Origin of the sequence: Streptomyces sp. NBC_01689, assembly GCF_036250675.1 — a bacterium.
GTDB lineage: Bacteria > Actinomycetota > Actinomycetes > Streptomycetales > Streptomycetaceae > Streptomyces.
The window spans coordinates 7,211,782-7,234,762 of the sequence record NZ_CP109592.1; the positions used below are offsets into that span (position 1 = coordinate 7,211,782).

A 22,981-nucleotide genomic window follows, 5' to 3' on the forward strand; every position below is an offset into this window, starting at 1 on the left:
AACCCATGGCTACGCTTGAAATCCACGACCTGCACGTCACCGTCGAGGCCGACAACGCCACGAAGGAGATCCTCAAGGGCGTCGACCTCACCGTCCGGCAGGGCGAGACCCACGCCATCATGGGCCCCAACGGCTCTGGCAAGTCGACCCTCGCCTACTCCCTCGCGGGCCACCCGAAGTACACGATCACCAGTGGCACCGTGACCCTCGACGGCGAGGACGTCCTGGAGATGTCCGTCGACGAGCGCGCCCGCGCCGGCCTCTTCCTGGCGATGCAGTACCCGGTCGAGATCCCCGGTGTCTCGGTCTCCAACTTCCTGCGCACCTCCGCCACCGCCGTCCGCGGCGAGGCCCCCAAGCTGCGTACCTGGGTCAAGGAGGTCAAGGAGACCATGGAGCGCCTCTCCATGGACCCCTCCTTCGCCGAGCGCAACGTGAACGAGGGCTTCTCCGGCGGTGAGAAGAAGCGCCACGAGATCCTCCAGCTGGAGCTCCTCAAGCCGAAGATCGCGATCCTCGACGAGACGGACTCCGGCCTGGACGTCGACGCCCTGCGCATCGTGTCCGAGGGCGTGAACCGCGTCCGCGAGACCGGCGAGGTGGGCACCCTGCTCATCACGCACTACACGCGCATCCTGCGCTACATCAAGCCCGACTTCGTCCACGTCTTCTCCGGCGGCCGCATCGTCGAGTCCGGCGGTGCCGAGCTCGCCGACAAGCTGGAGAACGAGGGCTACGAGGCCTACACGAAGGGTGGCGTATCAGCGTGACGCAGCTGCCGGGCCTCCTCGACACCGAGGCGATCCGCAAGGACTTCCCCATCCTGGACCGACAGGTCCACGACGGCAGGAAGCTCGTGTACCTGGACAACGCGGCGACCTCGCAGAAGCCGCGCCAGGTGCTGGACGCCCTCAGTGGTTACTACGAGCGGTACAACGCCAACGTCCACCGCGGTGTGCATGTGCTCGCCGAGGAGGCCACGGCGCTGTACGAGGGCGCGCGCGACAAGGTCGCCGCGTTCGTCAACGCGCCGAGCCGCGACGAGGTGATCTTCACCAAGAACGCCTCCGAGTCGCTCAACCTCGTGGCCAACATGCTCGGCTGGGCCGACGAGCCCTACCGGGTCGACCACGAGACCGAGATCGTCATCACGGAGATGGAGCACCACTCCAACATCGTCCCCTGGCAGCTGCTCGCGCAGCGCACGGGCGCGAAGCTGAAGTGGTTCGGCCTGACCGACGACGGCCGTCTCGACCTGTCGAACATCGACGAGATCATCACCGAGAAGACGAAGATCGTCTCCTTCGTGCTGGTGTCGAACATCCTGGGCACCGTGAACCCGGTCGAGGCGATAGTGCGCCGCGCCCAGGAGGTCGGCGCGCTGGTCTGCATCGACGCCTCCCAGGCCGCTCCGCACATGCCGCTGGACGTCCAGGCCCTCCAGGCCGACTTCGTGGCCTTCACCGGCCACAAGATGTGCGGCCCGACCGGCATCGGCGTCCTCTGGGGCCGCCAGGAGCTGCTGGAGGACCTGCCCCCGTTCCTGGGCGGCGGCGAGATGATCGAGACGGTGTCGATGCACTCGTCGACCTACGCCCCGGCACCTCACAAGTTCGAGGCGGGCACCCCGCCGATCGCCCAGGCGATCGGTCTCGGCGCGGCCATCGACTACCTGAACTCCATCGGCATGGACAAGATCCTCGCCCACGAGCACGCGCTCACCGAGTACGCGGTGAAGCGGCTCACCGCGGTCCCCGACCTGCGCATCATCGGCCCGACCACGGCCGAGGACCGCGGCGCGGCGATCTCGTTCACGCTGGGTGACATCCACCCGCACGACGTGGGCCAGGTCCTGGACGAGCAGGGCATCGCGGTGCGGGTCGGACATCACTGCGCCCGCCCGGTCTGCCTGCGGTACGGAATTCCTGCGACCACGCGAGCGTCGTTCTACCTGTACTCCACGCCGGCCGAGATCGACGCTCTGGTCGACGGCCTGGAGCACGTCCGGAACTTCTTCGGCTGAGGGGCTGGCTGGATCGTGAAGCTGGATTCGATGTACCAGGAAGTCATCCTGGACCACTACAAGCACCCGCACGGGCGGGGCTTGCGGGATGGCGACGCCGAGGTGCACCACGTCAACCCGACGTGCGGTGACGAGATCACGCTGCGCGTGAAGTACGACGGCGACCGGATCGCGGACATCTCGTACGAGGGGCAGGGCTGCTCGATCAGCCAGGCCTCGGCGTCCGTGCTCAACGACCTGCTCGTCGGCAAGGACGTGTCCGAGGCGCAGAAGGTCCAGGAGACGTTCCTGGAGCTGATGCAGTCCAAGGGCCGTATCGAGCCGGACGACGCGATGGAGGAGGTGCTGGAGGACGCGGTCGCGTTCGCCGGTGTCTCCAAGTACCCGGCCCGGGTCAAGTGCGCCCTCCTCAGCTGGATGGCGTGGAAGGACGCGACCGCCCAGGCCCTGGGCGAGAGCGCCGAGAGGAAGACGGCATGAGCGAGAACGAGACCCTGACGACGAAGCCGGCCTCGGAGGAGGAACTCCGCGAGGCGCTGTACGACGTCGTCGACCCTGAACTGGGCATCGACGTCGTCAACCTCGGCCTGATCTACGGCATCCACATCGACGACGCGAACATCGCGACGATCGACATGACGCTGACGTCCGCGGCCTGCCCGCTCACCGACGTCATCGAGGACCAGGCGAAGTCCGCCACCGACGGCATCGTCAACGAACTGCGCATCAACTGGGTGTGGATGCCGCCGTGGGGCCCGGACAAGATCACGGACGACGGCCGCGAGCAGCTTCGGGCGCTCGGCTTCAACGTCTGACGGTCCGTCCCGCCCGGTCGTCCGTCCGATCGGGCATCCCCCGTCACGTACAGGTGTGGCCCCCGGCAGTCCGCCGGGGGCCACACCTGTTTCGGTCCCGGCCGTGACGGCCCGCTCCCGGTCCGGTCCCAGGCGTCCGGTCTCGGGCCGGTCCGTCCACCATCCGGAACACCGAGTCCGCCCGGGGGGCCGGGAGCCCCGGACGCCACCCTCCGAACCCTCTTGTGTACGACCGTACGCATCGATGTGTACTCTTGTACACATGGGATATCTGCTGCTCGCCGGAGCCATCGTCTCCGAGGTGGCCGCCACGACCGCCATGAAGTACAGCGAGGGCTTCAGCAGACTGTGGCCGTCACTGGTGACCGCCACCGGCTACGTGGTCGCCTTCCTCCTGCTGGCCCAGTGCCTCAAGACCGTCCAGGTGGGCACGGCCTACGCGATCTGGGCCGGCGCCGGGACCGCCGTCATCGCCGCGATCGGCATGCTCTTCCTGGGGGAGGCGCTCACCGCCACCAAGGTGGCCGGGATACTGCTGATCATCGGCGGCGTCGTGGTGCTGAACCTGGGCGGGACCCACTGATGGCCACGCGCCGCTACGATCCCGAGCGACGCCAGCGCATCATCGACGCGGCGATCCGGGTCGTCGGCAGCAAGGGCCTCGCCGGACTGAGCCACCGCTCCGTCGCCGCCGAGGCCGATGTACCGCTCGGCTCCACCACGTACCACTTCAAGACCCTCGACGAACTCATGGTCGCGGCCCTGCGCCAGACGAACGAGGGCTTCGCCGAGATGGTCGCCGCGCGCGGCGCGCTGGAGGACCCCCACGTCGACCTCGCGGGCGAACTCGCCGGACTCATGGGCGCGTGGCTCGCCGGAGACCGTACGGGGGTCGAGCTGGAGTACGAGCTGTACCTCGCCGCCCTGCGCCGCCCCGCCCTGCGCCCCGTCGCCGCGGCCTGGGTCGAGGGTCTGGCCGACCCCCTCGCCCGCCGCACCGACACCGTCACGGCCCGGGCGCTCGTGGCCCTGGTGGACGGCATCTGCCTCCAGGTGCTGCTGACCGGAGGGTCGTACGACGAGACGTATGCGCGCGAAGTGCTGAGCCGGCTGATCGGCGGGAGCGACGCCCAGGACGGGGTCCGGGACTGAGGCCGCGGCGACGTGCGTTGCGGCAGATGTGCGGGGAGCCCGGCGGGGCTTGGCGGACGTGACGGCCCGTCCACGCGCCATGGCGGACGTGACGATCGGCGCCCGCGCCCGCGCCACGACGGATGTGACGGCCCGTCCCCGCGCGCCACGGCGCGCCTGAGGTGCCGGTGCGGTCCGCCCGGGACCTGAGACGGCGGGGCATCGGTTGGCCCGCGCGGCCCGGGCCACGTTAGGTTTCACCCATGACCGACACGACTTCCACCGCTCCGCGCACCACCGGCGCCGTAGCCGCGGGCCTCGCCACCCTCACCGCCGACGGCACCGTTCTCGACACCTGGTTCCCCGCGCCCGAACTGTCCACCGAACCCGGCCCGGCCGGCACCGAGCGGCTGTCCGCCGAACGTGCCGTCGAACTGCTCGGTGAAGGCGCCGCCAAGGCGATCGGGCCCGACGCCCGCCGGGGCGTCGAAGTGGTCGCGGTCCGCACGGTCATCGCCTCGCTGGACGAGAAGCCGCTCGACGCGCACGACGCCTACCTGCGACTGCACCTGCTCTCGCACCGGCTCGTCCGGCCGCACGGGCAGAGCCTGGACGGCATCTTCGGCCACCTCGCCAACGTCGCCTGGACCTCCCTCGGCCCGGTCGCGGTCGACGACATCGAGAAGGTCCGGCTCAACGCCCGCGCCGAGGGGCTGCACCTCCAGGTGACCTCCGTCGACAAGTTCCCGCGCATGACGGATTACGTCGCGCCCAAGGGCGTCCGCATCGCCGACGCCGACCGCGTCCGGCTCGGCGCGCACCTCGCCGAGGGCACCACCGTGATGCACGAGGGCTTCGTGAACTTCAACGCGGGCACCCTCGGCACGTCGATGGTCGAGGGCCGCATCTCGGCAGGTGTCGTGGTCGGTGACGGCTCGGACATCGGCGGGGGCGCCTCCACCATGGGCACCCTGTCCGGCGGCGGCAACGTCCGCATCACCATCGGCGAGCGCTGCCTGGTCGGCGCGGAGGCCGGCGTCGGCATCGCCCTCGGCGACGAGTGCGTGGTCGAGGCGGGCCTGTACGTCACCGCGGGCACCCGCGTGACCATGCCGGACGGACAGATCGTGAAGGCCCGCGAACTCTCCGGCGCGTCCAACATCCTCTTCCGCCGCAACTCGGTCACCGGAACGGTCGAGGCGCGACCGAACAACGCGGTGTGGGACGGCCTGAACGAGATCCTGCACAGCCACAACTGATCCTCGGCGGCCGTGGGTTGCGGCCGCCTGCTGGATCACCGGTCTGAACTGCGTTGCACCCGTCGCCAGTTGTCGGCGCTGGTCACCGACGAGCGCCCTCCCACGGCCCCGACGAGGGCGGGGAGGGCGCTCGTGCGTCGAGGGAGACAGTCGCGTCGCGGGTTCGCTCGCGGCGCGGGTTGAGGGCCAGCCGGTGACGTCGGACCGACGAGCGGTCCATGTGCTGTCGGCCGGCTCCCGTGCACGCCGCGGAGGGCTCCCGCGGGTGCGGTTCGAGGTGCCGGTCGACGACCTCGGCGGTGACGCCGAGAGGGTGGAGGGAGCGGGAGAGCGCGTCCGGTCCCGGGGCGCTCTGCCGGGTGCCGTCATTCCTGTCGGATGTCGTCACTCCTACGGCAGGTCGAGCCTCTCGCGTGCTGCCGCCACCCAGCGCAGCACGCCGTGGGATTCCGTGGACTCGGCCAACTCGTCGGCCTCCTTGAGCAGTGCCGCCGCGTCGTCCCGCCGGTCCTGCTCGGCGGCGAACTCGGCGAGGGTGATCAGATTGGCCGCGACTCCCGGCAGGAAACCCAGGTCCCGGCGGAGGCGGGTGGACTCCTCGAAGTGTTCTCCCGCCGAGTCCGGACGTCCGGCCATGTGCTCGGCGAAGCCGAGGTGGCGCAGGACGTAGGACAGGGTCAGCCGGTCACCGGCCCGGGTGGCGAGATCGCGGGCCCGCAGGAAGGCGGGGAGAGCGCGCTCGTTGTCGTCGCGGACCACCTGGTGGAAGGCGCCGGCCCAGAACAGCGCCTCGCCTTCGCCCCGTACGTCGCCGATCCGCCCGTACAGTTCCGCAGCGCGCTCGAAGAGTGCGAGTTCGTGGGCGTTCTCGACCCGGGTCTCCAGGAATCGGGCGTGTTCCAGGCGGCCACGGGCCAGGGCCGTGTCCGCCTCGACCGCGTCGAGTCCCAGCTCGGCGGTGGCGAGTGCGTCGGTGTCGCCACCGAACACGGCGCGCTCGTAGAGGAGTTGTGCCTGCTCGATTCGCGCGTCCGCAGTCATGCGCCCATCGTACGATCACCGCTCGACGGCATGTCGAGCCATGACGACCGCACGTGCCTCCATCCGCCGCCGCCGCCGGTGCCGGCACCGGCGGCGGCGTGCCGTGGCGGTGGTGGTCCGTCGTCGCCATGACGGCGGAGGGGACTCGTGCGCGGGGCGGCGGCCTTCCTTCGGCGGAGGCGGACGTCGTGGGTGCGGTCACGGGCGGTCCGGCCCGCCGCTCCGTGGCTGAACGGGACCGGAAGACAACGGAGTTCGGACCGCCGGCGCCGTCTACGCTGTCGTGATCACGAGCGGGCGGATCCAGGGGGCTTTCGTGCGGGACGCGGGTAAGGGCGCCGGAGGCGTCGTCGCGGAGGAGCCGGGCGGGGCGTCGGATGCGGAGGGCGCAGGGGGCGCGGATCACGAGGGGCACGTACGGCGACGGCGGCCGGGTCCGGCGGTCGTGGCCGTCGGCCTCGCCTTCCTGGCGGTGGTGGCGGGCGGGGTGTTCTGGCTGTTCCACGACGAGTGGTCGCACCCGTTCGGTGACGCACGGGCCTGTGCGGGCAGCGACGCCGCGCTGACCGGGAGGATCGCGCCCGGAGGCGTGCCGCTTCCCGAGGACGCCACGGACATCCACTACCTCACCCGGCACGGCCTCGCCGAGGTCTCCTTCCGGAGCGGCCGCGTGCCGGACTATCTCCACCGCGTCGGTCTGGTCCCGGAGGGGGAGCCCCTGATGGACGAGGACTACGGCGGTGCGTACGGGTGGGCCGACGACGGGCACGACATGCCCGACGGGCTGTGCGGCCCGGAGCTCAAGGGACCCGTCTGGAGCTACCGGAGCCGAGGCAGCGGCCCGGGGGTCGGCGTCCTGGTCGAACGCGCCCCCGGTGGAACCACCCTGCGCACCCCGGCCCGCGTCATCGCCTCCTACGACATCGGCTGAGCACGGGCAGGAGGCGGATGGCCCCGGCGCTCACCCCGGCGAGCCGGGAGGCGAGTTCGCGGGTCCCTCCCGCGCCGCCGCGCCCGCGCGCTCGACCTCGGCCAGGTACCGCGCCAGGTGGAAGCGGACCTCCTAGACGGGATCCCGTAGGGGCCCGGGTACGCGAGGCCCGACCGGACGACCGTTCCGCCCCGCAGCCGGATCCGGACGGTCAGCCGGTCCGGACCCGGTTCGGGCCCCGCCTCGGCCGCCACCTCCACCTCGCGCGGCGCGTCCGTCGGACAGAGCGGTCCGCCGGGTCGCAGCAGCAGGTACGGACCGAGGCCGACCATCCTGCCGTCGCTCCGCGCGATCGCGTCGGGGCCGCGACCCGGCACTTCGTACCCGGCCTCGCCCGTGCGCGGGCCCCGGACCCGTCGCCCGGGGATCTCGGTCACCCGGGCAGTCCCGCCGCGAACTCCCTCAGCGCCGTGAAGTCCCCTGCGAGCAGGCCCCGTCGGGGGTCGACGTGGTGCAGGAGCGCGGGAGCGGGGTGGTGTTCGGCCACGTAGCCGTCGTCGGCCGGGGACTGTTCGTCGTCGATCCACGCGAAGGGCCGGCCGGCCGCGTACGCCACGATCCGTTCCGTCTTCCAGTGCACACCCTCCGGCCTCACGGCGAACAGGGCGCCGGTGAAGTCGACATAGGGGAGGGTGGGCAGGCCGATGACCGGCGCGATGTGCTGGTTGGCGGCGTCCATCCAGGTGGTCGCCCAGCACAGGTCGTAGCCCAGGTCCAGAAGGGCGCGGCCGTGCCCGGGATGGAGCCAGACGCGCAGGGGCCTGCCGGGGGTCAGCGTCACCCGGATCGTCGTGTAGCCCTCGGGCCGGCGTTCCGGCTGGGCGGCGTACGGGTTCAGCGGGCCGTCGACATCGAGGAACAGCAGCGGTCGGCTCACGCGGCCACCGTAAGGGACGCCGGGCGGAGGGGTGCGGATAATTTCCCTCCGGCCGGAGGCACAGCGGCGGCCCGTCGCACGCGTCACCCGGGGCACAGGGGGTGGCCGCATGGGGCCGTCGGAGGAGGCTCCCGGGACGGACCGGAACGCGCTACCGGCCCCGGCTCGTGCTGGTCACGATCGGCAGCGACAAGGTCGTCCCGCTGAGCGGTGGCCCCGCACCGGGCAGCGACCCGGAGCGTCAGGAGTGGACGCCCGTCTTCGCGAGGCGCTGATCTGCCGGTCACCCCTCGCGGCCGGCCGCCGGCCGTCAGCCTTCACCGGCCGCCACCTCCTCGTACACCCGCAGCAGTCCGTCGGCCGTCTCCCGGCCGGCGGACCGCAGCGGCGCGCGGACCGGGCCCGCGGGCAGGCCGAGCCGGCCGAGCAGTGCCTTCGCCGTGACCGCGCCGGGCAGACCCGCCGCCATCATCGCCTCGACCAGTGGGATCACCCGGCGCTGGAGGCGGGCCGCCCCTGCGGTGTCACCGGAGTCGAACGCGTCGAGGATCGCGCGGAACGCGCCGGGCGCGGCGTTCGCCACCGTGCTGACGTAACCCGTCCCGCCGATCGCCCGCAGCGCGAGCACGTACTCGTCGCACCCGGTGTAGTACGCCAACTCCGTGTGTGCCAGCACCTTCTGGGTGCCGAGCAGGTCGTACGCGCAGTCCTTGACCGCGACGATCCGAGGGTGCCCGGCGAGCCGGATCAGGGTGTCGGGCTCGATACGGGTGCCGGTGCGGCCCGGGATGTCGTAGAGGGCGAGCGGCAGTCCGGTGGCGTCGGCGACCTCGCGGAAATGGGCCTCGACGGCGTCCTGCGGCGGCCTGCTGTAGTAGGGAGTGACGGCCAACAGGCCGTCCGCGCCTGCCTTTTCGGCCGCACGGGCGAGCTCCACGGTGTGCCGTGTGTCGGCGGTGCCGACGCCCGCGAGAATCGACGCGCGGTCGCCGACCGCCTCCCGCACGGCCCGTACGAGCGCGGACTTCTCCGCGTCCGTCGTGGTCGGGGACTCGCCTGTGGTGCCGGACAGGACCAGACCGTCGCACCCCTCGCTGACCAGCCGGTCGGCGAGCCGCCCCGCCCCGTCGAGGTCGAGCGCGCCTGCTTCCGTGAAGGGCGTGACCATCGCGCAGAGCGCACGGCCGAAGAGAGGGACGGCCGCGGCCGGGGCCGGGGTGCGAGCGGTGTGCGTCATGCGAGCAGTCTCGGCACCCGCATGGTGAAGCTCCACTTAATTCTTCTACGAAATGACGGGAAGTACCGCTACGAGGTGCCTCTTTCGGGGGCTTCTCGGAGGCACTGGTGCCAACTCGGCCTCCCATGGGCCACCATGGCGAGGACGGAAGTCGACGGCAGATCGCGGGAGGCGTCATGAGGCTGGGAAGGGCACTCGCCACCGGAGTCGCGGAGGAGCAGGCGGGCACGGACGGAGTGGATCTCCGGCCGGCCGAGGAGAACGGAGCGGTCGCGGAGATCGACGGGATCGCGGGGTCCGAGGCGGCCCCGGCCGAAGAGGTCCCGGTCGCCGGATGAGGCTGCGGCTCCCCGAGGAACGCCCGACGGAGCCGCCGACCGGATACAAGATCGCCCACCCGGTGCTGTCCCAGGACGGCACCCGGGCCGGGTTCACCGGCGTGTCCCTGGGCGGCGCGCTGCCGTACGGAGTGCTGGACGAGGCGCGCTGTGTCTACGGACTCCGGCACCGTACGCCGCACCGCCGCTGCGACTGCGGCTTCCACTGCGTGCACGACCGTGAAACGGCCGAGGCGCTGCTGAGCACCACCGAACACCGGGCGGCGGCCCTGCTGGAGGTCACCGTCCTCGGCGCGTACATCCGCTTCGAGCGGGGATTCCGTTACGCCCGCCAGCGGGTGCGGACCGCGACGGTCGGTCCCTGCGCGTGCGGTGCGGTGGCCGCCGCCCTCGCGGACGCGGGCTGGGGGCGGCCGGGCTGGTGCGGCCTCGCGGCGGCGTGCGCGGGGTGTGTGCGCGGCCGCAGGTCCGTGTCCCTCGCGGGGTTCGCCCGGCTTGCCGGCGAGGGACTGCGGGTCCGCGCCGGGAGCGGAAGTGCGCCGGCGGATCCGGCCGGCGGGCTCGGAGTGTCCGAACTCGTCGCCGAGGCAGCCCTGTTGCAGGCCCGGCTCGACTGGTTCCAGACCCAGCTGACGCGTCTGGACGAGAGCGGGGAACGGGGGTAGGGGGCCGACCGTACGGTGGCGGGCGGGTGGCCCGCCCGTCGGCGCCCCCGACTTCGTGTGCCCGGCCCCTTCCTCGCAGCCCGCGCACCCCATCCCGCGCACCCCACATCACCCCGCCCCGGACCACCGGGATCACCCGGATCACCCGAACCCCTCACCCGCCTCGCCGACGCCGACAACTCCACCCGCCTGGACAAATAAAATTTTCGGTGAGACGGTGGAGACATGTTGGATGTGACCGTGATCGAGGACGCGGAGGCCGCCGCCGTCTCGCTGGACCCGATACGGGCCCGGTTGCTGGCCGAGCTGGCCGCCGGACCCGCGTCGGCCGCCATGCTGGCCGGAAAGGTCGGGCTGCCGCGGCAGAAGGTGAACTACCACCTGAAGACGCTGGAGCGGCACGGCCTGGTGGAGCTGGCGGGCGAGCGCCGGAAGGGCAACGTCACCGAGCGGCTGATGCGCGCGACCGCGGCGTCGTACGTCATCTCGCCGCTCGCGCTCGCCGCCGTGCAGCCCGATCCGGACCGGTTCCGGGACCAGCTCTCGGCCCGCTGGCTGCTCGCGCTCGGCGCCCGGCTGGTCCGGGACGTCGGGTCGCTGATCACCGGCGCGACCAGGGCCCGCAAGCGGCTCGCCACGTTCGCGCTCGACGGCGAGGTGACCTTCGCGACCGCGGCCGACCGTGCCGCGTTCATCGAGGAGCTGACGCAGGGCGTCGGCGCGCTCGTCCGCAAGTACCACGACGGGCACGCGGAGGGCGGGCGGCCCCACCGGATCGTCGTCGCCGTCCATCCGACGGTCAAACCGGAGTCCGCCCAGGAGGCCGCCGGGGCGGCCGTGCTCCCCGACACCCCCCTCCCCGACACCGCGCCCGTCACGGCCGCGCCCGCCGCCCCGCTCCCGCCCGCCCAGGGCTGACCCCAGGAGAACCACCGCCATGTCCAAGGAATTCGAGATCGCCCGCGAGTTCGAGGTCGACGCCACCCCGGAACAGATGTGGGACGCCATCACCAGCGGCACCGGCGGCTGGCTGTGGCCGATGGAGTTCGAGCCGCGCCGGGGCGGCACCGGCCCCTTCGGTTCCACCCTCACCAACTGGGACCCGCCGCACCGCCTGACCAGCAGGGTCGAGGACGTCCAGGGCATCTCCCAGCAGACCCTCAACCAGATCGACGAGACCATCGAGCCGCGCGACGACGGCCGCCGGTCCTGGATGCGTTACGTGCACAGCGGCATCTTCGTCGAGGACTGGGACAACCAGTACGACGGGGCGAGCCGGCACACGGACTTCTATCTGCACACCCTGCGCGAGTACGTGACGCACTTCGCGGGCCGCCCGGTCGCCTTCGCCACCTTCGACGGACCCGAGGCCTCCATGGCGTCCGACGCCTTCACCACGGTGGGCCGGGCGCTCGGACTGGGCGACGACACCGAGGCGGGGGCGCGCGTACGGGCACGGGGACCCGAGGGCCGGCTCCTCGACGCCGTGGTCGACTTCCGCAACCCGTACTTCATCGGCCTGCGCACCGCGGACCAGTTGCTGCGCTTCTTCGGACGCAACCACTGGGGTGCCCCCGTCGGCATCAGCGTCCACGACTTCGCGGCCGACGCCGATGCCAAGCGCGACGAGACCGCCTGGCGAGGCTGGCTGAACGGCGCGTTCGCGGCCTGAGCCGCCACAGGAAAGAGCCCGGCCCCCCGGACGACGGGGCCGGGCTCTTCCGCATCCGGGGTTACGGCCTGAACCTCAGCACCTGCGGGTCGTGGTCGCTGATCTGGTCGGAGAACTCCGAGTTGATGTGCACGCTGTCGTAGTCGAGGCCGCAGTCGCGACGGATCGAGGGGCTGACCAGGATCTGGTCGAGCACCTGCTCGTTGCCCTGGTAGTCGTACGTGTAACGCTCGCTCCTGGGCAGCGACTTGATGGCCGACCAGAGCTCGCCGTGGCCCTCCAGGATCTTCGCCGTGTCCGAGAACTCGAAGTCGTTCAGGTCGCCGAGCGCGATCACGTCGGCGTCCTTCTGGGCCTTCAGGATCTGGTTGACGAAGGTGTTCTCCGCGGTCGCCTGGAGGTGACGCTGGGTCTCCGAGCTGCGCACCGGCGGCTGGAACCGCGCGGTCAGCGCCTGGTCGCCGCCCTTGGAGGCGAAGTGGTTGGCGATCACGAAGACCGTCCGGCCGCGGAAGACGAACTCCCCGGCGAGCGGCTTGCGGCTGGACGTCCAGGCGGTGTCGGCCGGGGCGATACGGCCCGGGGACGCGGTCAGCCGCGCCTTGCCGCGCACCTTGGTGACGCCGACGGCGGTCGTCGCGTCGCCGCCCGCGCGGTCGGTGAAGGAGACCCGCTGCGGGTTGAACAGGAACACCTGACGGATGTTGCCGCCCGGCTCGCCGCCGTCCTGGTCGTCGACCGGGTCGATGGAACGCCAGTCGTACTTCGGGCCGCCCGCCGCGACGATCGCGTCGATCAGCTTGTTCACCGTCTGGTCGGCGGCGACCGTGCCGTCGTCCGTCGCGCCGTTGTTGTCCTGGATCTCCTCCAGGGACACGATGTCGGGCGACCGCAGGTTGTTCACGATCGCGGCCGCGTGGGCGGCGAACGTGCCGTCACCCGGGTCCAGGTTCTCCACGTTGTACGTCGCGACCGCCAGCTCGCCGGGCGACTGCCTGCGGGTCGTCTCGCGCTGCAGGCCGCCCTTGTCCAGGGTGCCCAGCCGGTTCGCGACGAGCGTGTAACCGCCGAACTGGTTGAAGTCGAGAGGGCCCTCCGTGACGCCGGCGAGCTCGTCGCCGACCTCGGCGGTGGGGAAGTCGGCGGTCGCGCCCAGCGACTGGATCTGCAGCCGGCCGGTGTTCTGCGAGGTGTACGCGCCGTAGACCGTGCCGCCGCGCCGGCTCGCGTGCTCGTGCGGCTTCACGGTGACCCACAGCTCGCTGTACGGGTCGGTCGCGGTGACCACACGGGTGTCGGAGACTTGGACGTTCATGCCCTCCAGGGACTCGTAGCGGTCCAGCGCGTACTTGCTCGGCTCCAGGGTGAGCGCGTCGATCGAGCCGCCCGCCGCCGTGTCACCGGCGGGAGCGTAGGCGGACGGCACCGAACGGCTGTCGATCACCGTGGCGGCGGGGACCGCATTGCCGGACGAGAGCACCGTGACCGTCGGCTTGGTGATCTCCGTCACCGACTGGTTGCCGCTCGCGGCGCCGCCGGGCACGAACTCCGAGACCGTGCCCGAGACCGTGACCGAGTCCCCGACCGCCACCTTCGGGGCGGAGCCGGTGAAGACGAAGACGCCCTCACTGGTGGCGGGGTCGGCGTCCGGGGTGGGGTCCTGGATCCAGAAGCCCTTGGACGAGCCGTAGGTCCGCACACCCGTCACCACGCCCGCCACGTCCGTGACCGGCCGGCCCGCGTACGGGGACACCCGGGTGGTGCCCTGGATGTCGTGGATGCGGACCGTGTCCGCGTGGGCCGGTGCGGTGAGCACGACGGCGGAGACGGTGGAACAGACCGCGGCTACGGTCAGCGCGCCGATGCGCGCGGTTCTCCTGGTCGGCAAGGGAATCCTCCGGGGACTTGCTTGAGCGCCGGGACGAGGGCGAAGCGGTGGGGGAGCACGACCCGCGTACGGGCTGGTGACGCGCGTAGAAAAGCGGCGAGCCCAACCCCCGTTGAACTTCTACGCGCGTCAATCTCGTGTGTGGGTGGGGGAGTTGTCAAGGATTCGGCGAGGTCGGACTCTTGGCAGGGACATGAAACGGGCGGCATGGGTGGAAATCCGTCTAGGCTGAGTCGTCCGCGCGCCCCGCCCGCCCTCGTCCGTCCCGCCCGCCCCTGTCCGCCATGCTTGTACCGGTCCGGTCCGTCGGGCCTGTCCGGCCCCGCCCGTCGGGTCCTGATCGTTCGGAGGAGAACCCAGCCGATGTCAGACAGCTCCCCCCTGCCGCCGGTGCGGCTGCCCTCCGAAGCGGAACTGGCGCGGGACGCGCTCGCCACACCGCTGCTCTCCCGCGCCGCGCGGCTGGCCCGCTGGGCCGGCCCGGAGACGCGGGTCGGCGCGGGCGGTGAACTCGTCGAGGAGCAGCTCGCCGGTGCGGCCGACGCGCTCGGGCTGACCGGGGACGACGCCGCGGCCTTCGCGAGCGAGGCCTGGCGGATCGCCGTCGACACCGGCCTCGTGGAGATCGTGGACGAGGACGAGGGCGCCGTCGCCGCGGGCGCGGACCTCGACCTGCTCACCTCCGGAGGGCCGCAGGACGTCCTCGGGGTGTGGCTCGTGGCCCTGGAGGCGGTCCTCGCCGACGCCTCCGTGCCCGACCTCGACGAACTGGTCGGAGCGGTGGAGGACGGCGGGGAGGTCGACCTCTCCTCGCTGGACTGGGACCCCGAGGCCGAGGCCGAGTTCCTCGACGGAGTGCTCGGCAATCTGTACCTGCTGACCGTGAGCGACGGCGGGGAGGGGCCCGTGCCGCTGCCGGCGCTCGCCGCGTCGATGATCGTCCCCGACGACATGGGAGACCCCAGCAACGACGTGCTGGAGCAGGTGTCGGACGCGATGATGCGGCTCGACGACCAGTTCCGGCTGCTGGAACCGGTCGGACTCGTCGACTTCCAGCCGGTCGACGAGGCGCTGATGGCGGACACCGACGAGGAGCCGGCCGGCCCCCTCGACGAGACGGACGTCTCGCGGTACGGAATGGTGCAGCTGACCCCGCTCGGCCTGTACGGGCTGCGGGCCCGGCTGCTGGAGGCGGGATTCTCCGCTCCCGCGGTGGGCGACCTGGTGGACAAGGGCGCGGACACGCTGCTGGACGGCACCGGTCTCTTCCCGCCGGACGCGGCCCGCGCCGAGACCGAACAGTGGCTGGCCCGGCGCGAACCCCTCGCGGCCGCGCGGGAACTGCTCGCCGCGGCCCGGGGCGGCGACGCCGGCGCGCCGCTGCGGCGGCTGCGCTGTCAGCAGGCGCTCTCGCTCGTCGGCGCGGCGGCCGAGCCCGCGCTGCGTGAGGTCCTCGACGACGCGGAGCTGGGCGGCCTCGCCCGGGTCTGGCTCTCCGAGCACGGCGCCGCGGACGTGCCCCCGCCGTCCGAGGCGATGATCTTCTGGCTCACCATCGACACGGTCGCCGCTCAGCTCGCGGCCGAGGGCAACTCCGCCGAGCTGCAGGGTCTCGTGGAGGGCCTGGCACGGCAGCACGGCGGCTTCTTCGCCGCCGCCTGGCGCGTCGACCACCCCGCCACACCGGACGTCCTGGAGGCGATGGGGCGGCTGCACCCCGACAAGAAGGTGGCCAAGGAGGCCCGCAAGGCCGCCTTCAAGGCCCGCTCGCAACAGGGCGGCTGAGGCCGCCGAGCGGGCGTCCGCGCGCCGCGCGCCGACGGGGGCGGCGCGCGACCGGGTGGACGGCGGCGCGCGACGGGGTGGGCGCCGCGCGACGGGGTGGGTGAGAGGGCTTTGGGCTCCTGTGGCCGAGTCCTTACGGATTCATGGAAGGGAGTCCGGTGAAGTCGCCGGGCGTTCAACTCCCGTTCAGCCATGGGCGGGACGGTGTGCCCGCAACGTCGTCCGCACGGTCGTCCTCACCGTCACAGGAGACACCCATGTCGCTCACCCGCAGGGACTTCGCCAGACGATCCGCGATCACCGGTGCCGGAGTGGCGCTGGCCGGAAGCGTGGGTGCCCTCGCCACCGCCCCGAACGCCCTCGCCTCCACCGACACCGAGAGCGTCGGCGAGGAGTCCGCGGACCGGCACGGCGGGGTGGGGTACGGACCCCTGGTCCCCGACCCCGAGGGCGTCCTCGCGCTGCCCGCCGGCTTCTCCTACCGCGTCATCACCTACAGCGGCCGGACCAAGCTGGAATCCGGTGAGTTCACGCCGTCCAACCACGACGGCACGTCCACCTTCGACGGCCCGCGCGGCACCACCCTCCTCGTCAACAACCACGAGCTCAAGGGCACCCGCGACACCTGGAAGTACCCCGTGCCGCTCACCGAGGGCCTGGTCTACGACCCCGCGGCCTCCGGCGGCTGCACGGTCGTCGAGGTACGCCACGACAAGGTCGCGGAGTGGGTCGGCATCGCCGGCACCTCCACCAACTGCGCGGGCGGCAACACCCCTTGGGACACCTGGCTCACCTGCGAGGAGACCGAGGACAAGGCCGGCCAGAACGGCATGACCAAGGACCACGGCTACGTCTTCGAGGTCGACCCCGCCGACCGCCGCCGCAACCGGAACCCCAAGCCGGTCAAGGCGCTCGGACGGTACGCCCACGAGGCCGTCGTCGTCGACCCCAAGCGCGGCCGGCTCTATCTCACCGAGGACGCCGCGACACCCAACGGCCTGCTGTACCGCTGGACCCCGCCACAGGGCTTCGAGCACGGCCACGGACAACTGCGCACCCTCGCCGACGACGCGGGTGCCCTCCAGGCCTTCAAGTGCTTCGACTCCGGCGGACGCTTCGTCGACGACCTCTCCCGCGCCACGAAGATCGGCACCGTGTACGGCGTCGACTGGGTGGACGTCCCCGACCGCGACGCCAGGACCGTCTCCGTACGCAAGCAGTTCGCCGCCGGTGAGGTCACCCGCGCCCGCAAGCTCGAAGGCATGTGGTGGGGCGACGGGGGCATCTACATCGTCTCCTCGTACGCCCGTGAGGAGAGCCCCGTCCAGCACGACGGACAGGTCTGGTTCTACGACCCCAAGCGCCGCACCCTCACCCTGAAGGTTCTCATCGGGGTGAACCCGGACCCGTCCGCCGACGGCGCCTTCGACGGCCCCGACAACATCACGGTCTCTCCCTACGGAGGACTGGTCATCGCCGAGGACGGCGAAGGCGTCCAGCACCTCTTCGGCGCCACCGACAGCGGCCGCACCTACCCCATCGCCCGCAACGAGCTCAACATCGGCACCGAAGAGGAGCCCGCCTACAGCGAGTTCACCGGCGTCACCTTCTCGCCCGACGGCCGGACGCTGTTCGCCAACATCCAGGAACCCGGAATCATGCTCGCGATCACCGGCCCCTGGAAGCGCCAGAAGCGCGGCTGAACTCCCGCCGCATTCCCGTCGGATTAAATCGCTCGCCCGGGTCGCGACCGCCCTCCTACAGTGGTGAACGTCCAGGTGCGAAGGCAGGACCTACTTCCACTGATAATGGGGCGGTCGCGGGTTCGAGTCCCGCCGTCGGCACAACGCGCCGATGTAGCTCAGGGGTTAGAGCACCTACGTCGGTTCCGCCGGCTTCGATCTCTGGACACCACAACTTCACGCACCTCCCGGTGCGCGGGCCACGGCTACTTCTCTCCCAAAGAATTCACGCCGCGGCCGACTTGATCTCGGGAGGCGCAGCACATGGTGGGTGCCCGGTGCGCAGGCAGCGGATACTTCGGGAACTGGTGGGGCCACGGCCTCGTGCGGGTTCGAATCCCGTCACCGACTTCGGGTCGGTGTGGCGGAACGGAAGACGCGCCAGTTTATGGGCAACCGTCGCCGATCCCTGATCTCGGACACCCTCCCTTTGCTGTGCCTTCCTCCGAAACCCACGCGAATTCGGGGGAATTCACCATGGCACGCTTCAACAGCAAGGCGGCGAAGGCTCAGCCCACTTCCCGCGTGACGTCCACCGGCCGCGTGCTGCGGACGCACCAGGGCGGCCTCGGCCGCGAGCGGGACGCGCGCTCCGAACTCTTCCTCCTCGCCGTCTCGCACCTCGCCTCGCAGCAGACCTTCTACGAGAACGGCGCCGACCGCGACGACCGGTTCGTCGCGCTGGTGCGCGAACTCGCCGTCCACGACCCCTCCTGGACGGCGGCCCTGCTCGGCTGGCTGCGCGGCGACGGCAACCTGCGCTCCGCCTCGGTCATGGGTGCCGCCGAGTACGTGAAGGCACGCCTCGACGCGGGCGCCACCGAGGGCCCCGCCAACCGCCAGGTGATCGCCTCGGTGCTGCGCCGCCCCGACGAGCCCGGCGAGCTGCTCGCCCTCTGGACCTCCCGGTACGGCCGGACCGTGCCCAAGCCGGTCAAGCGCGGCATCGCCGACGCCGTACGGCGTCTCTACAACGGCAAGGCGCTGCTGAAGTACGACACCGCGTCCAAGGGCTACCGCTTCGGCGACATCCTCAACCTCGTGCACGCGGCGCCCGACCCCGGCAAGCCGTGGCAGGGCGAGCTGTTCCGGTACGCCCTGGACCGCCGCCACCACCCCGACACGGCCGAGCCGCCCGCCTCGAACCCGGTGCTCGTCGCGCACCGCGAGCTGATGGCGGTGCCCGTAGCCGAGCGGCGCGCGGTCGTGACGGGTCCGGGCGGCGCCGAGCGGCTCGCCGCGGCCGGACTCACCTGGGAGGCGCTGGCGGGCTGGCTGCAGGGCCCGATGGACAAGGCGGCCTGGGAGGCCGTCATCCCGTCCATGGGCGCGATGGCGCTCGTCCGGAACCTGCGGAACTTCGACGAGGCGGGTGTCGGCGACGACGTGGCGGCCCGGGTCGCCGCGCGGATCAGCGACCCGGCGGAGGTGGCGCGGTCGCGGCAGTTCCCCTTCCGCTACCTGGCCGCCTACCGGCACGCGCCCTCGCTGCGCTGGGCGTACCCGCTGGAGCAGGCGCTCGGGCACTCGCTGGCCCAGGTGCCGGCGCTGCCCGGACGGACGCTCGTGCTCGTGGACCGGTCGGGCTCGATGTTCTTCTCGCGGCTGTCGGACCGCTCGGAGCTGAGCCGGGCCGACGCGGCCGCGGTCTTCGGCACGGCGCTCGCGCTGCGCGCGGCGGACGCGGACCTCGTCCAGTTCGGCACGGGCAGCGACCGGGTGCGGTTCCGCCGGGGCGAGTCGGTCCTGAAGGTGCTGGGGCGGTTCGGCGACCTCGGCGGCACGAACACCAGCGAGGCGGTACGGGCCCACTACCGCGGGCACGACCGGGTGATCGTCGTCACGGACGAGCAGGCCGCGTACAGCCACTACGGCGACCCGACGGAGCAGGTCCCGACGCACGTACCGGTCTACACCTGGAACCTCGCCGGTTACCGGGCCGGGCACGGTCCGAGCGGCAGGGACAACCGGCACACCTTCGGCGGACTGTCGGACACCGCGTTCCGGATGATCCCCCTGCTCGAGTCCGGCAGGGACGGGCGCTGGCCGTGGACGGGTGAATGAGCGCGCGGCGGCCGGGTAGGTCACCGGGCGACACGGTGACCCACCCGGCGCCGGCGCCGACCAGAGGCAGGACGGCTCCATGTCCCTTTCCTCGTACGAGCGTTACCCGCTGCTCTTCGGGCCCTCGCCGGTGCATCCGCTGGAGCGTCTGACCCGTCACCTCGGGGGCGCCGCGCTCTGGGCGAAGCGGGAGGACTGCAACTCCGGTGTGGCGTACGGCGGGAACAAGACCCGCAAGCTGGAGTACCTCGTCGCCGACGCGCTCGCCAGGGGCTGCGACACCCTGGTCTCGATCGGCGGGGTGCAGCCCAACCACACCCGGCAGGTGGCCGCCGTCGCCGCCCACGCGGGGCTGAAGTGCGTTCTCGTGCAGGAGAGTTGGGTCGAGTGGCCGGACTCCGTCTACGACCGGGTCGGGAACATCCTGATCAGCCGGCTGGCCGGCGCGGACGTACGCCTGGTGCGGGCCGGGTTCGGGATCGGCGTCAAGGAGAGCTGGGAGCGGGCGCTGCGGGAGGTGGAGGAGGCCGGCGGCACGCCGTACGCCATTCCCGCGGGCGCCTCCGACCACCCGCTGGGCGGCCTGGGCTTCGCCGGCTGGGCGAATGAGGTGGCCGCCCAGGAAGGGGACCTGGGGGTCTTCTTCGACACCGTCGTGGTGTGCTCGGTCACCGGCTCGACGCAGGCGGGCATGGTCGCCGGGTTCGCCGCTCTGGAGGAGGCGGGCGGCAGACCGCGGCGCGTCCTCGGGGTCGACGCGTCGGCAGCGCCCGCCCGCACCCGTGAACAGATCACCCGGATCGCGCGCAACACGGGCCGGCTGATCGGTGCCGGGCGGGAACTGACCGACGCCGACGTCGAACTGGACGAGCGGTACCACGCCGGCACGTACGGAATTCCGGACGAGGCCACCCTGGAGGCGATGCGTCTCGCCGCGCGCACCGAGGGGATGGTCACCGACCCCGTCTACGAAGGGAAGTCGATGGCCGGGATGATCGACCTCGTGGCGCGCGGCGAGATCGGGCGCGACTCCACCGTCCTCTACGCCCATCTCGGCGGCCAGCCCGCCCTGAACGCCTACAGCGCGCTGTTCTGATCCGGCCGGCGGCGCCCGGTGAGGGTCAGGGCGGTCACGAGGAGCGCCGCCACCGCGATCAGCGCGCCGACACCGAACGCGCGTGCCGCGCCCTCGGTGAGCACCGCGGCCGGGGAGCCGGCCGCGTGCCGGGTCGCCGTGCCGTAGACCGTGACCAGGACCGAGAGTCCGAGAGTCCCGCCGAGCCACTGGAGGGTCTGCAGCAGACCGGACGCGGCACCCGCCTCGCGCGGGCCGACGGCGGCCAGGACGGTGGCGTTGAGCGGCATGAAGCTGAGGCCGACACCGAGGCCCATCAGGATCATCGGCCCGAGGAGTCCCGCTGCGTAGCCGATGTGGGGACCGGTGCGTGTCAGCAGGCCGCCCGCGACGGCGATCAGCGACATGCCGGTCAGCAGGAGGGGTCTGGCGCCGACGCGCCGCAGGAGCCGGGGAACGAAGCGCAGCGGCAGGAAGACCGCCGCGGTCATCGGCAGGAAGGCGAGTCCGGCGCGCAACGGGCTGTATCCGAGCACCTGCTGGGTGATCAGGGTGAGGAAGTAGAAGGCACCGAACATGCCTGCGGGCAGCAGCAGTACCCCCGCGTAGGCACCCGCGCGGTCGCGGTCCCGGAACAGGTGCGGAGGCACGACCGGCTGCTCGGCCCGGGACTCGATCAGCGCGAAGCCCGCGAGGAGCGCGGCCGCGGTCGTGAAGCCGAGCAGCGCCCGGGTGTCGCCCCAGCCCGTCTCCGAGACCCGGATGAACGCGTAGACCAGTGAGGTCGTGCCGGCCGTCCCGGTGAGCGCGCCCGCCGCGTCGAACCGCCCCGCGTGCCGGGGGGTCTCGGCCACGGCCCGGGGCAGCGCGAGGGCCACCGCGATGCCGATCGGCACGTTGATCAGCAGGGCCCAGCGCCAGGACGCCCACGAGGTGAGCATGCCGCCGAGGACCAGGCCGACGGAGGCGCCGATGCTCGCCATCGAGGTGTAGACGCCGAGCGCGTGGTGACGGCGGGGCCCCTCGGGGAAGTTGGTGGTGATCAGGGCGAGGGTGCTGGGCGCGGTGAGCGCGGCGCCGCAGCCCTGGAGGGCGCGGGCCGCGAGCAGCCAACCGCTGTCGGTGGCCAGTCCGCCGAGGAGCGAGGAGAGCGCGAAGAGCAGGACGCCGAGGGTGAGCGTGCGGCGGCGGCCCGCGAGGTCGCCGACGCGGCCGCCGAGCAGCAGTAGGCCGCCGAAGGCGAGGGTGTAGGCGTTGAGCACCCAGGACAGACCGGTGGGACCGAACCGCAGGTCGTGCTGGATGTCGGGCAGCGCGACATTGACCACGGTGGAGTCGACGCCGACCATGAGGTAGGCGGTGACGATGACGAGGAGGGCGGCGCCGGGCCGGGCCGGCCGGGCGTCGGTGCCCGGCTCGGGAGATTCGAGGTCTCCGGGGGCTCCGGGGGCCACCGGCGGACCGGACGCGGACGTCGCGGGGGAGGGTGCCGGCGTGGAGGGTGCTGGGGTGAGGGCGGGTACGGACGGCGTGGAAGGCAGTGACGGGGTGGACATGGGATGCTCCCTGTCTGGTGTCCCCGGTGAGTGGCGTGCGGGCAGCGCGGACCGCCCGCGAAAGAAAGCGGGGACTGTCTCCGTTTAGTCCACGCAATATACGGAGAGTGTCCCCGGTTCGGCAAGGAGTATCTGAATGGCGCAGGTCAAGCCGATGCGGGCGGACGCGCGGCGGAACTATGAGCGGCTGATCGAGGAGGCCGCCGTGGCGTTCGCCGAGCACGGGGAGGGTGCGTCCCTCGATGACATCGCCAAGCGGGCCGGGGTGGGCTCAGGGACGCTGTACCGGCACTTCCCCACCCGCCAGGCCCTGCTGGAGGCGGTCTACGTCGACAGCATCGAGGCCATCGCCGCCCGCGCGGACGAGATCGCCGCGGAGCACGCGCCCGGCGAGGCGCTGGTGGAGTGGCTCAACGAGCTGAGCGGGATGATGATCCAGGTCCGCGGCCTGAAGGCGCTGCTCGGATCGGCGGTCACGGACGGGAGCAGTGCGGTGCTGACCGCGTGCGGGACGTCCGTGAAGGGCGCGGCCGAGCGGCTGGTCGAGGCGGCCCAGCGGGAAGGCACGCTGCGGACGGACGTGGAGCCGATCGAGGTGCTGCGGCTGGCGCACGGGGTCGCCACGGCCTCGGAACTGGCGGACGGTCAGGGGAAGCACATCCGGCGGTACCTGTCGCTGCTGACGGAGGGGCTGCGGGCCTAGCGCCGGGTGGACCGCGCGCGGCGGCGCGGGTGGCGCGGTAGGCCTGGCGCCGGGGTACGGACACCGGCCCGGCCCGGCCCGTTCCGCTCGGGGCGGGTGACGGGGCCGGGCCGGTGGCG

At 72.1% G+C, this 22,981-nt stretch carries 22 protein-coding genes; 17 read left to right on the forward strand and 5 right to left on the reverse strand.

Annotation, left to right across the window (positions count from 1 at the left end; genetic code table 11):
- The first annotated feature begins 5 nt into the window (after window positions 1-5).
- The 7 genes from sufC to dapD all read left to right on the forward strand — a co-directional run bounded on the left by sufC (window position 6) and on the right by dapD (window position 5,228).
- Complete coding sequence (gene sufC / locus OG776_RS30805) at window positions 6-770, forward strand: Fe-S cluster assembly ATPase SufC (RefSeq protein WP_148013416.1); 765 nt, start codon at window positions 6-8, stop codon at window positions 768-770.
- The gene (locus tag OG776_RS30810; protein ID WP_148013415.1) at window positions 767-2,023 is read left to right on the forward strand and encodes a cysteine desulfurase; all 1,257 of its coding nucleotides are present in this window, start codon (window positions 767-769) and stop codon (window positions 2,021-2,023) included. Before sufC ends, OG776_RS30810 begins: the two co-directional genes overlap by 4 nt.
- A gap of 15 nt (window positions 2,024-2,038) precedes the next feature.
- Window positions 2,039-2,503: a Fe-S cluster assembly sulfur transfer protein SufU gene (gene sufU, locus OG776_RS30815; protein ID WP_148013414.1), complete on the forward strand. Its 465-nt coding sequence runs from the start codon at window positions 2,039-2,041 to the stop codon at window positions 2,501-2,503.
- Window positions 2,500-2,838 (forward strand): metal-sulfur cluster assembly factor, encoded by a 339-nt coding sequence (locus OG776_RS30820; protein ID WP_101405825.1) that lies wholly within the window; start codon window positions 2,500-2,502, stop codon window positions 2,836-2,838. The genes sufU and OG776_RS30820 overlap by 4 nt, the downstream gene beginning before the upstream one ends.
- A 262-nt stretch (window positions 2,839-3,100) precedes the next feature.
- Window positions 3,101-3,421, forward strand: coding sequence for a DMT family transporter (locus OG776_RS30825; protein ID WP_148013413.1), 321 nt, complete (start codon window positions 3,101-3,103; stop codon window positions 3,419-3,421).
- A complete protein-coding gene (locus OG776_RS30830) occupies window positions 3,421-3,990 on the forward strand; it encodes a TetR/AcrR family transcriptional regulator (protein ID WP_329322877.1) in 570 nt (189 codons plus the stop codon). Before OG776_RS30825 ends, OG776_RS30830 begins: the two co-directional genes overlap by 1 nt.
- A 242-nt stretch (window positions 3,991-4,232) precedes the next feature.
- The gene (gene dapD / locus OG776_RS30835) at window positions 4,233-5,228 is read left to right on the forward strand and encodes a 2,3,4,5-tetrahydropyridine-2,6-dicarboxylate N-succinyltransferase (RefSeq protein ID WP_148013411.1); all 996 of its coding nucleotides are present in this window, start codon (window positions 4,233-4,235) and stop codon (window positions 5,226-5,228) included.
- Between the two features lie 390 nt (window positions 5,229-5,618).
- Here the strand turns inward: dapD and OG776_RS30840 are convergent, their stop codons facing one another.
- Window positions 5,619-6,269 carry a tetratricopeptide repeat protein gene (locus OG776_RS30840; RefSeq protein WP_329322878.1) on the reverse strand — a complete coding sequence of 217 codons (651 nt, stop codon included), beginning with the start codon at window positions 6,267-6,269 and terminating at the stop codon, window positions 5,619-5,621.
- Window positions 6,270-6,585: 316 nt separating this feature from the next.
- On the opposite strand from OG776_RS30840, the gene OG776_RS30845 reads away from it, so the two are divergent.
- Window positions 6,586-7,200 (forward strand): hypothetical protein, encoded by a 615-nt coding sequence (locus OG776_RS30845; RefSeq protein ID WP_329322879.1) that lies wholly within the window; start codon window positions 6,586-6,588, stop codon window positions 7,198-7,200.
- A gap of 433 nt (window positions 7,201-7,633) precedes the next feature.
- Here OG776_RS30845 and OG776_RS30850 read toward each other — a convergent pair whose 3' ends face one another.
- Window positions 7,634-8,137, reverse strand: a complete 504-nt coding sequence (locus OG776_RS30850; RefSeq protein WP_148013409.1) for an HAD domain-containing protein — start codon at window positions 8,135-8,137, stop codon at window positions 7,634-7,636.
- A gap of 310 nt (window positions 8,138-8,447) precedes the next feature.
- Window positions 8,448-9,374 carry a 4-hydroxy-tetrahydrodipicolinate synthase gene (gene dapA, locus OG776_RS30855; protein WP_187285980.1) on the reverse strand — a complete coding sequence of 309 codons (927 nt, stop codon included), beginning with the start codon at window positions 9,372-9,374 and terminating at the stop codon, window positions 8,448-8,450.
- A 176-nt stretch (window positions 9,375-9,550) separates the two neighbouring features.
- Here dapA and OG776_RS30860 point away from each other — a divergent pair, with 176 nt between their 5' ends.
- From OG776_RS30860 to OG776_RS30875, 4 genes are all read left to right on the forward strand, one after another.
- A complete protein-coding gene (locus tag OG776_RS30860) occupies window positions 9,551-9,712 on the forward strand; it encodes a hypothetical protein (RefSeq protein ID WP_187285979.1) in 162 nt (53 codons plus the stop codon).
- A complete protein-coding gene (locus tag OG776_RS30865; protein ID WP_148013407.1) occupies window positions 9,709-10,377 on the forward strand; it encodes a hypothetical protein in 669 nt (222 codons plus the stop codon). The genes OG776_RS30860 and OG776_RS30865 overlap by 4 nt, the downstream gene beginning before the upstream one ends.
- Before the next feature lie 225 nt (window positions 10,378-10,602).
- Window positions 10,603-11,295, forward strand: coding sequence for an ArsR/SmtB family transcription factor (locus tag OG776_RS30870; protein WP_329322880.1), 693 nt, complete (start codon window positions 10,603-10,605; stop codon window positions 11,293-11,295).
- Between the two features lie 19 nt (window positions 11,296-11,314).
- Window positions 11,315-12,049 (forward strand): SRPBCC family protein, encoded by a 735-nt coding sequence (locus OG776_RS30875; RefSeq protein WP_329322881.1) that lies wholly within the window; start codon window positions 11,315-11,317, stop codon window positions 12,047-12,049.
- A 61-nt stretch (window positions 12,050-12,110) separates the two neighbouring features.
- Here OG776_RS30875 and OG776_RS30880 read toward each other — a convergent pair whose 3' ends face one another.
- Entirely contained in the window at window positions 12,111-13,937 is a 1,827-nt protein-coding gene (locus tag OG776_RS30880; protein ID WP_148007450.1) for an endonuclease/exonuclease/phosphatase family protein, read from the reverse strand.
- Between the two features lie 363 nt (window positions 13,938-14,300).
- Here OG776_RS30880 and OG776_RS30885 point away from each other — a divergent pair, with 363 nt between their 5' ends.
- From OG776_RS30885 to OG776_RS30900, 4 genes are all read left to right on the forward strand, one after another.
- Window positions 14,301-15,722 carry a hypothetical protein gene (locus OG776_RS30885; protein ID WP_329322882.1) on the forward strand — a complete coding sequence of 474 codons (1,422 nt, stop codon included), beginning with the start codon at window positions 14,301-14,303 and terminating at the stop codon, window positions 15,720-15,722.
- Between the two features lie 257 nt (window positions 15,723-15,979).
- Entirely contained in the window at window positions 15,980-17,425 is a 1,446-nt protein-coding gene (locus OG776_RS30890; protein ID WP_148007452.1) for an alkaline phosphatase PhoX, read from the forward strand.
- Between the two features lie 516 nt (window positions 17,426-17,941).
- Window positions 17,942-19,528 (forward strand): TROVE domain-containing protein, encoded by a 1,587-nt coding sequence (locus OG776_RS30895; protein WP_329322883.1) that lies wholly within the window; start codon window positions 17,942-17,944, stop codon window positions 19,526-19,528.
- Window positions 19,529-19,607: 79 nt separating this feature from the next.
- Window positions 19,608-20,624, forward strand: a complete 1,017-nt coding sequence (locus OG776_RS30900) for a 1-aminocyclopropane-1-carboxylate deaminase (protein ID WP_329322884.1) — start codon at window positions 19,608-19,610, stop codon at window positions 20,622-20,624.
- Here the strand turns inward: OG776_RS30900 and OG776_RS30905 are convergent.
- Window positions 20,606-22,159 carry an MFS transporter gene (locus OG776_RS30905; protein ID WP_329322885.1) on the reverse strand — a complete coding sequence of 518 codons (1,554 nt, stop codon included), beginning with the start codon at window positions 22,157-22,159 and terminating at the stop codon, window positions 20,606-20,608. The genes OG776_RS30900 and OG776_RS30905 overlap by 19 nt on opposite strands.
- A gap of 136 nt (window positions 22,160-22,295) precedes the next feature.
- Here OG776_RS30905 and OG776_RS30910 point away from each other — a divergent pair, with 136 nt between their 5' ends.
- Window positions 22,296-22,862 (forward strand): TetR/AcrR family transcriptional regulator, encoded by a 567-nt coding sequence (locus OG776_RS30910; protein ID WP_148007454.1) that lies wholly within the window; start codon window positions 22,296-22,298, stop codon window positions 22,860-22,862.
- The last annotated feature ends 119 nt before the right edge of the window (window positions 22,863-22,981 follow it).

What these genes read in the sequence shown, in the direction of transcription:
- OG776_RS30900 (WP_329322884.1), top strand. Translation starts at nt 19,608, where the DNA reads ATGTCCCTTTCCTCGTACGAGCGTTACCCGCTGCTCTTCGGGCCCTCG.
- OG776_RS30860 (WP_187285979.1), top strand. Translation starts at nt 9,551, where the DNA reads ATGAGGCTGGGAAGGGCACTCGCCACCGGAGTCGCGGAGGAGCAGGCG.
- OG776_RS30910 (WP_148007454.1), top strand. Translation starts at nt 22,296, where the DNA reads ATGGCGCAGGTCAAGCCGATGCGGGCGGACGCGCGGCGGAACTATGAG.
- dapD (WP_148013411.1), top strand. Translation starts at nt 4,233, where the DNA reads ATGACCGACACGACTTCCACCGCTCCGCGCACCACCGGCGCCGTAGCC.
- OG776_RS30825 (WP_148013413.1), top strand. Translation starts at nt 3,101, where the DNA reads ATGGGATATCTGCTGCTCGCCGGAGCCATCGTCTCCGAGGTGGCCGCC.
- dapA (WP_187285980.1), bottom strand. Translation starts at nt 9,374, where the DNA reads ATGACGCACACCGCTCGCACCCCGGCCCCGGCCGCGGCCGTCCCTCTC.
- OG776_RS30870 (WP_329322880.1), top strand. Translation starts at nt 10,603, where the DNA reads ATGTTGGATGTGACCGTGATCGAGGACGCGGAGGCCGCCGCCGTCTCG.
- OG776_RS30840 (WP_329322878.1), bottom strand. Translation starts at nt 6,269, where the DNA reads ATGACTGCGGACGCGCGAATCGAGCAGGCACAACTCCTCTACGAGCGC.
- OG776_RS30865 (WP_148013407.1), top strand. Translation starts at nt 9,709, where the DNA reads ATGAGGCTGCGGCTCCCCGAGGAACGCCCGACGGAGCCGCCGACCGGA.
- OG776_RS30905 (WP_329322885.1), bottom strand. Translation starts at nt 22,159, where the DNA reads ATGTCCACCCCGTCACTGCCTTCCACGCCGTCCGTACCCGCCCTCACC.
- OG776_RS30830 (WP_329322877.1), top strand. Translation starts at nt 3,421, where the DNA reads ATGGCCACGCGCCGCTACGATCCCGAGCGACGCCAGCGCATCATCGAC.
- OG776_RS30875 (WP_329322881.1), top strand. Translation starts at nt 11,315, where the DNA reads ATGTCCAAGGAATTCGAGATCGCCCGCGAGTTCGAGGTCGACGCCACC.
- OG776_RS30885 (WP_329322882.1), top strand. Translation starts at nt 14,301, where the DNA reads ATGTCAGACAGCTCCCCCCTGCCGCCGGTGCGGCTGCCCTCCGAAGCG.
- sufC (WP_148013416.1), top strand. Translation starts at nt 6, where the DNA reads ATGGCTACGCTTGAAATCCACGACCTGCACGTCACCGTCGAGGCCGAC.
- OG776_RS30820 (WP_101405825.1), top strand. Translation starts at nt 2,500, where the DNA reads ATGAGCGAGAACGAGACCCTGACGACGAAGCCGGCCTCGGAGGAGGAA.
- OG776_RS30895 (WP_329322883.1), top strand. Translation starts at nt 17,942, where the DNA reads ATGGCACGCTTCAACAGCAAGGCGGCGAAGGCTCAGCCCACTTCCCGC.
- OG776_RS30890 (WP_148007452.1), top strand. Translation starts at nt 15,980, where the DNA reads ATGTCGCTCACCCGCAGGGACTTCGCCAGACGATCCGCGATCACCGGT.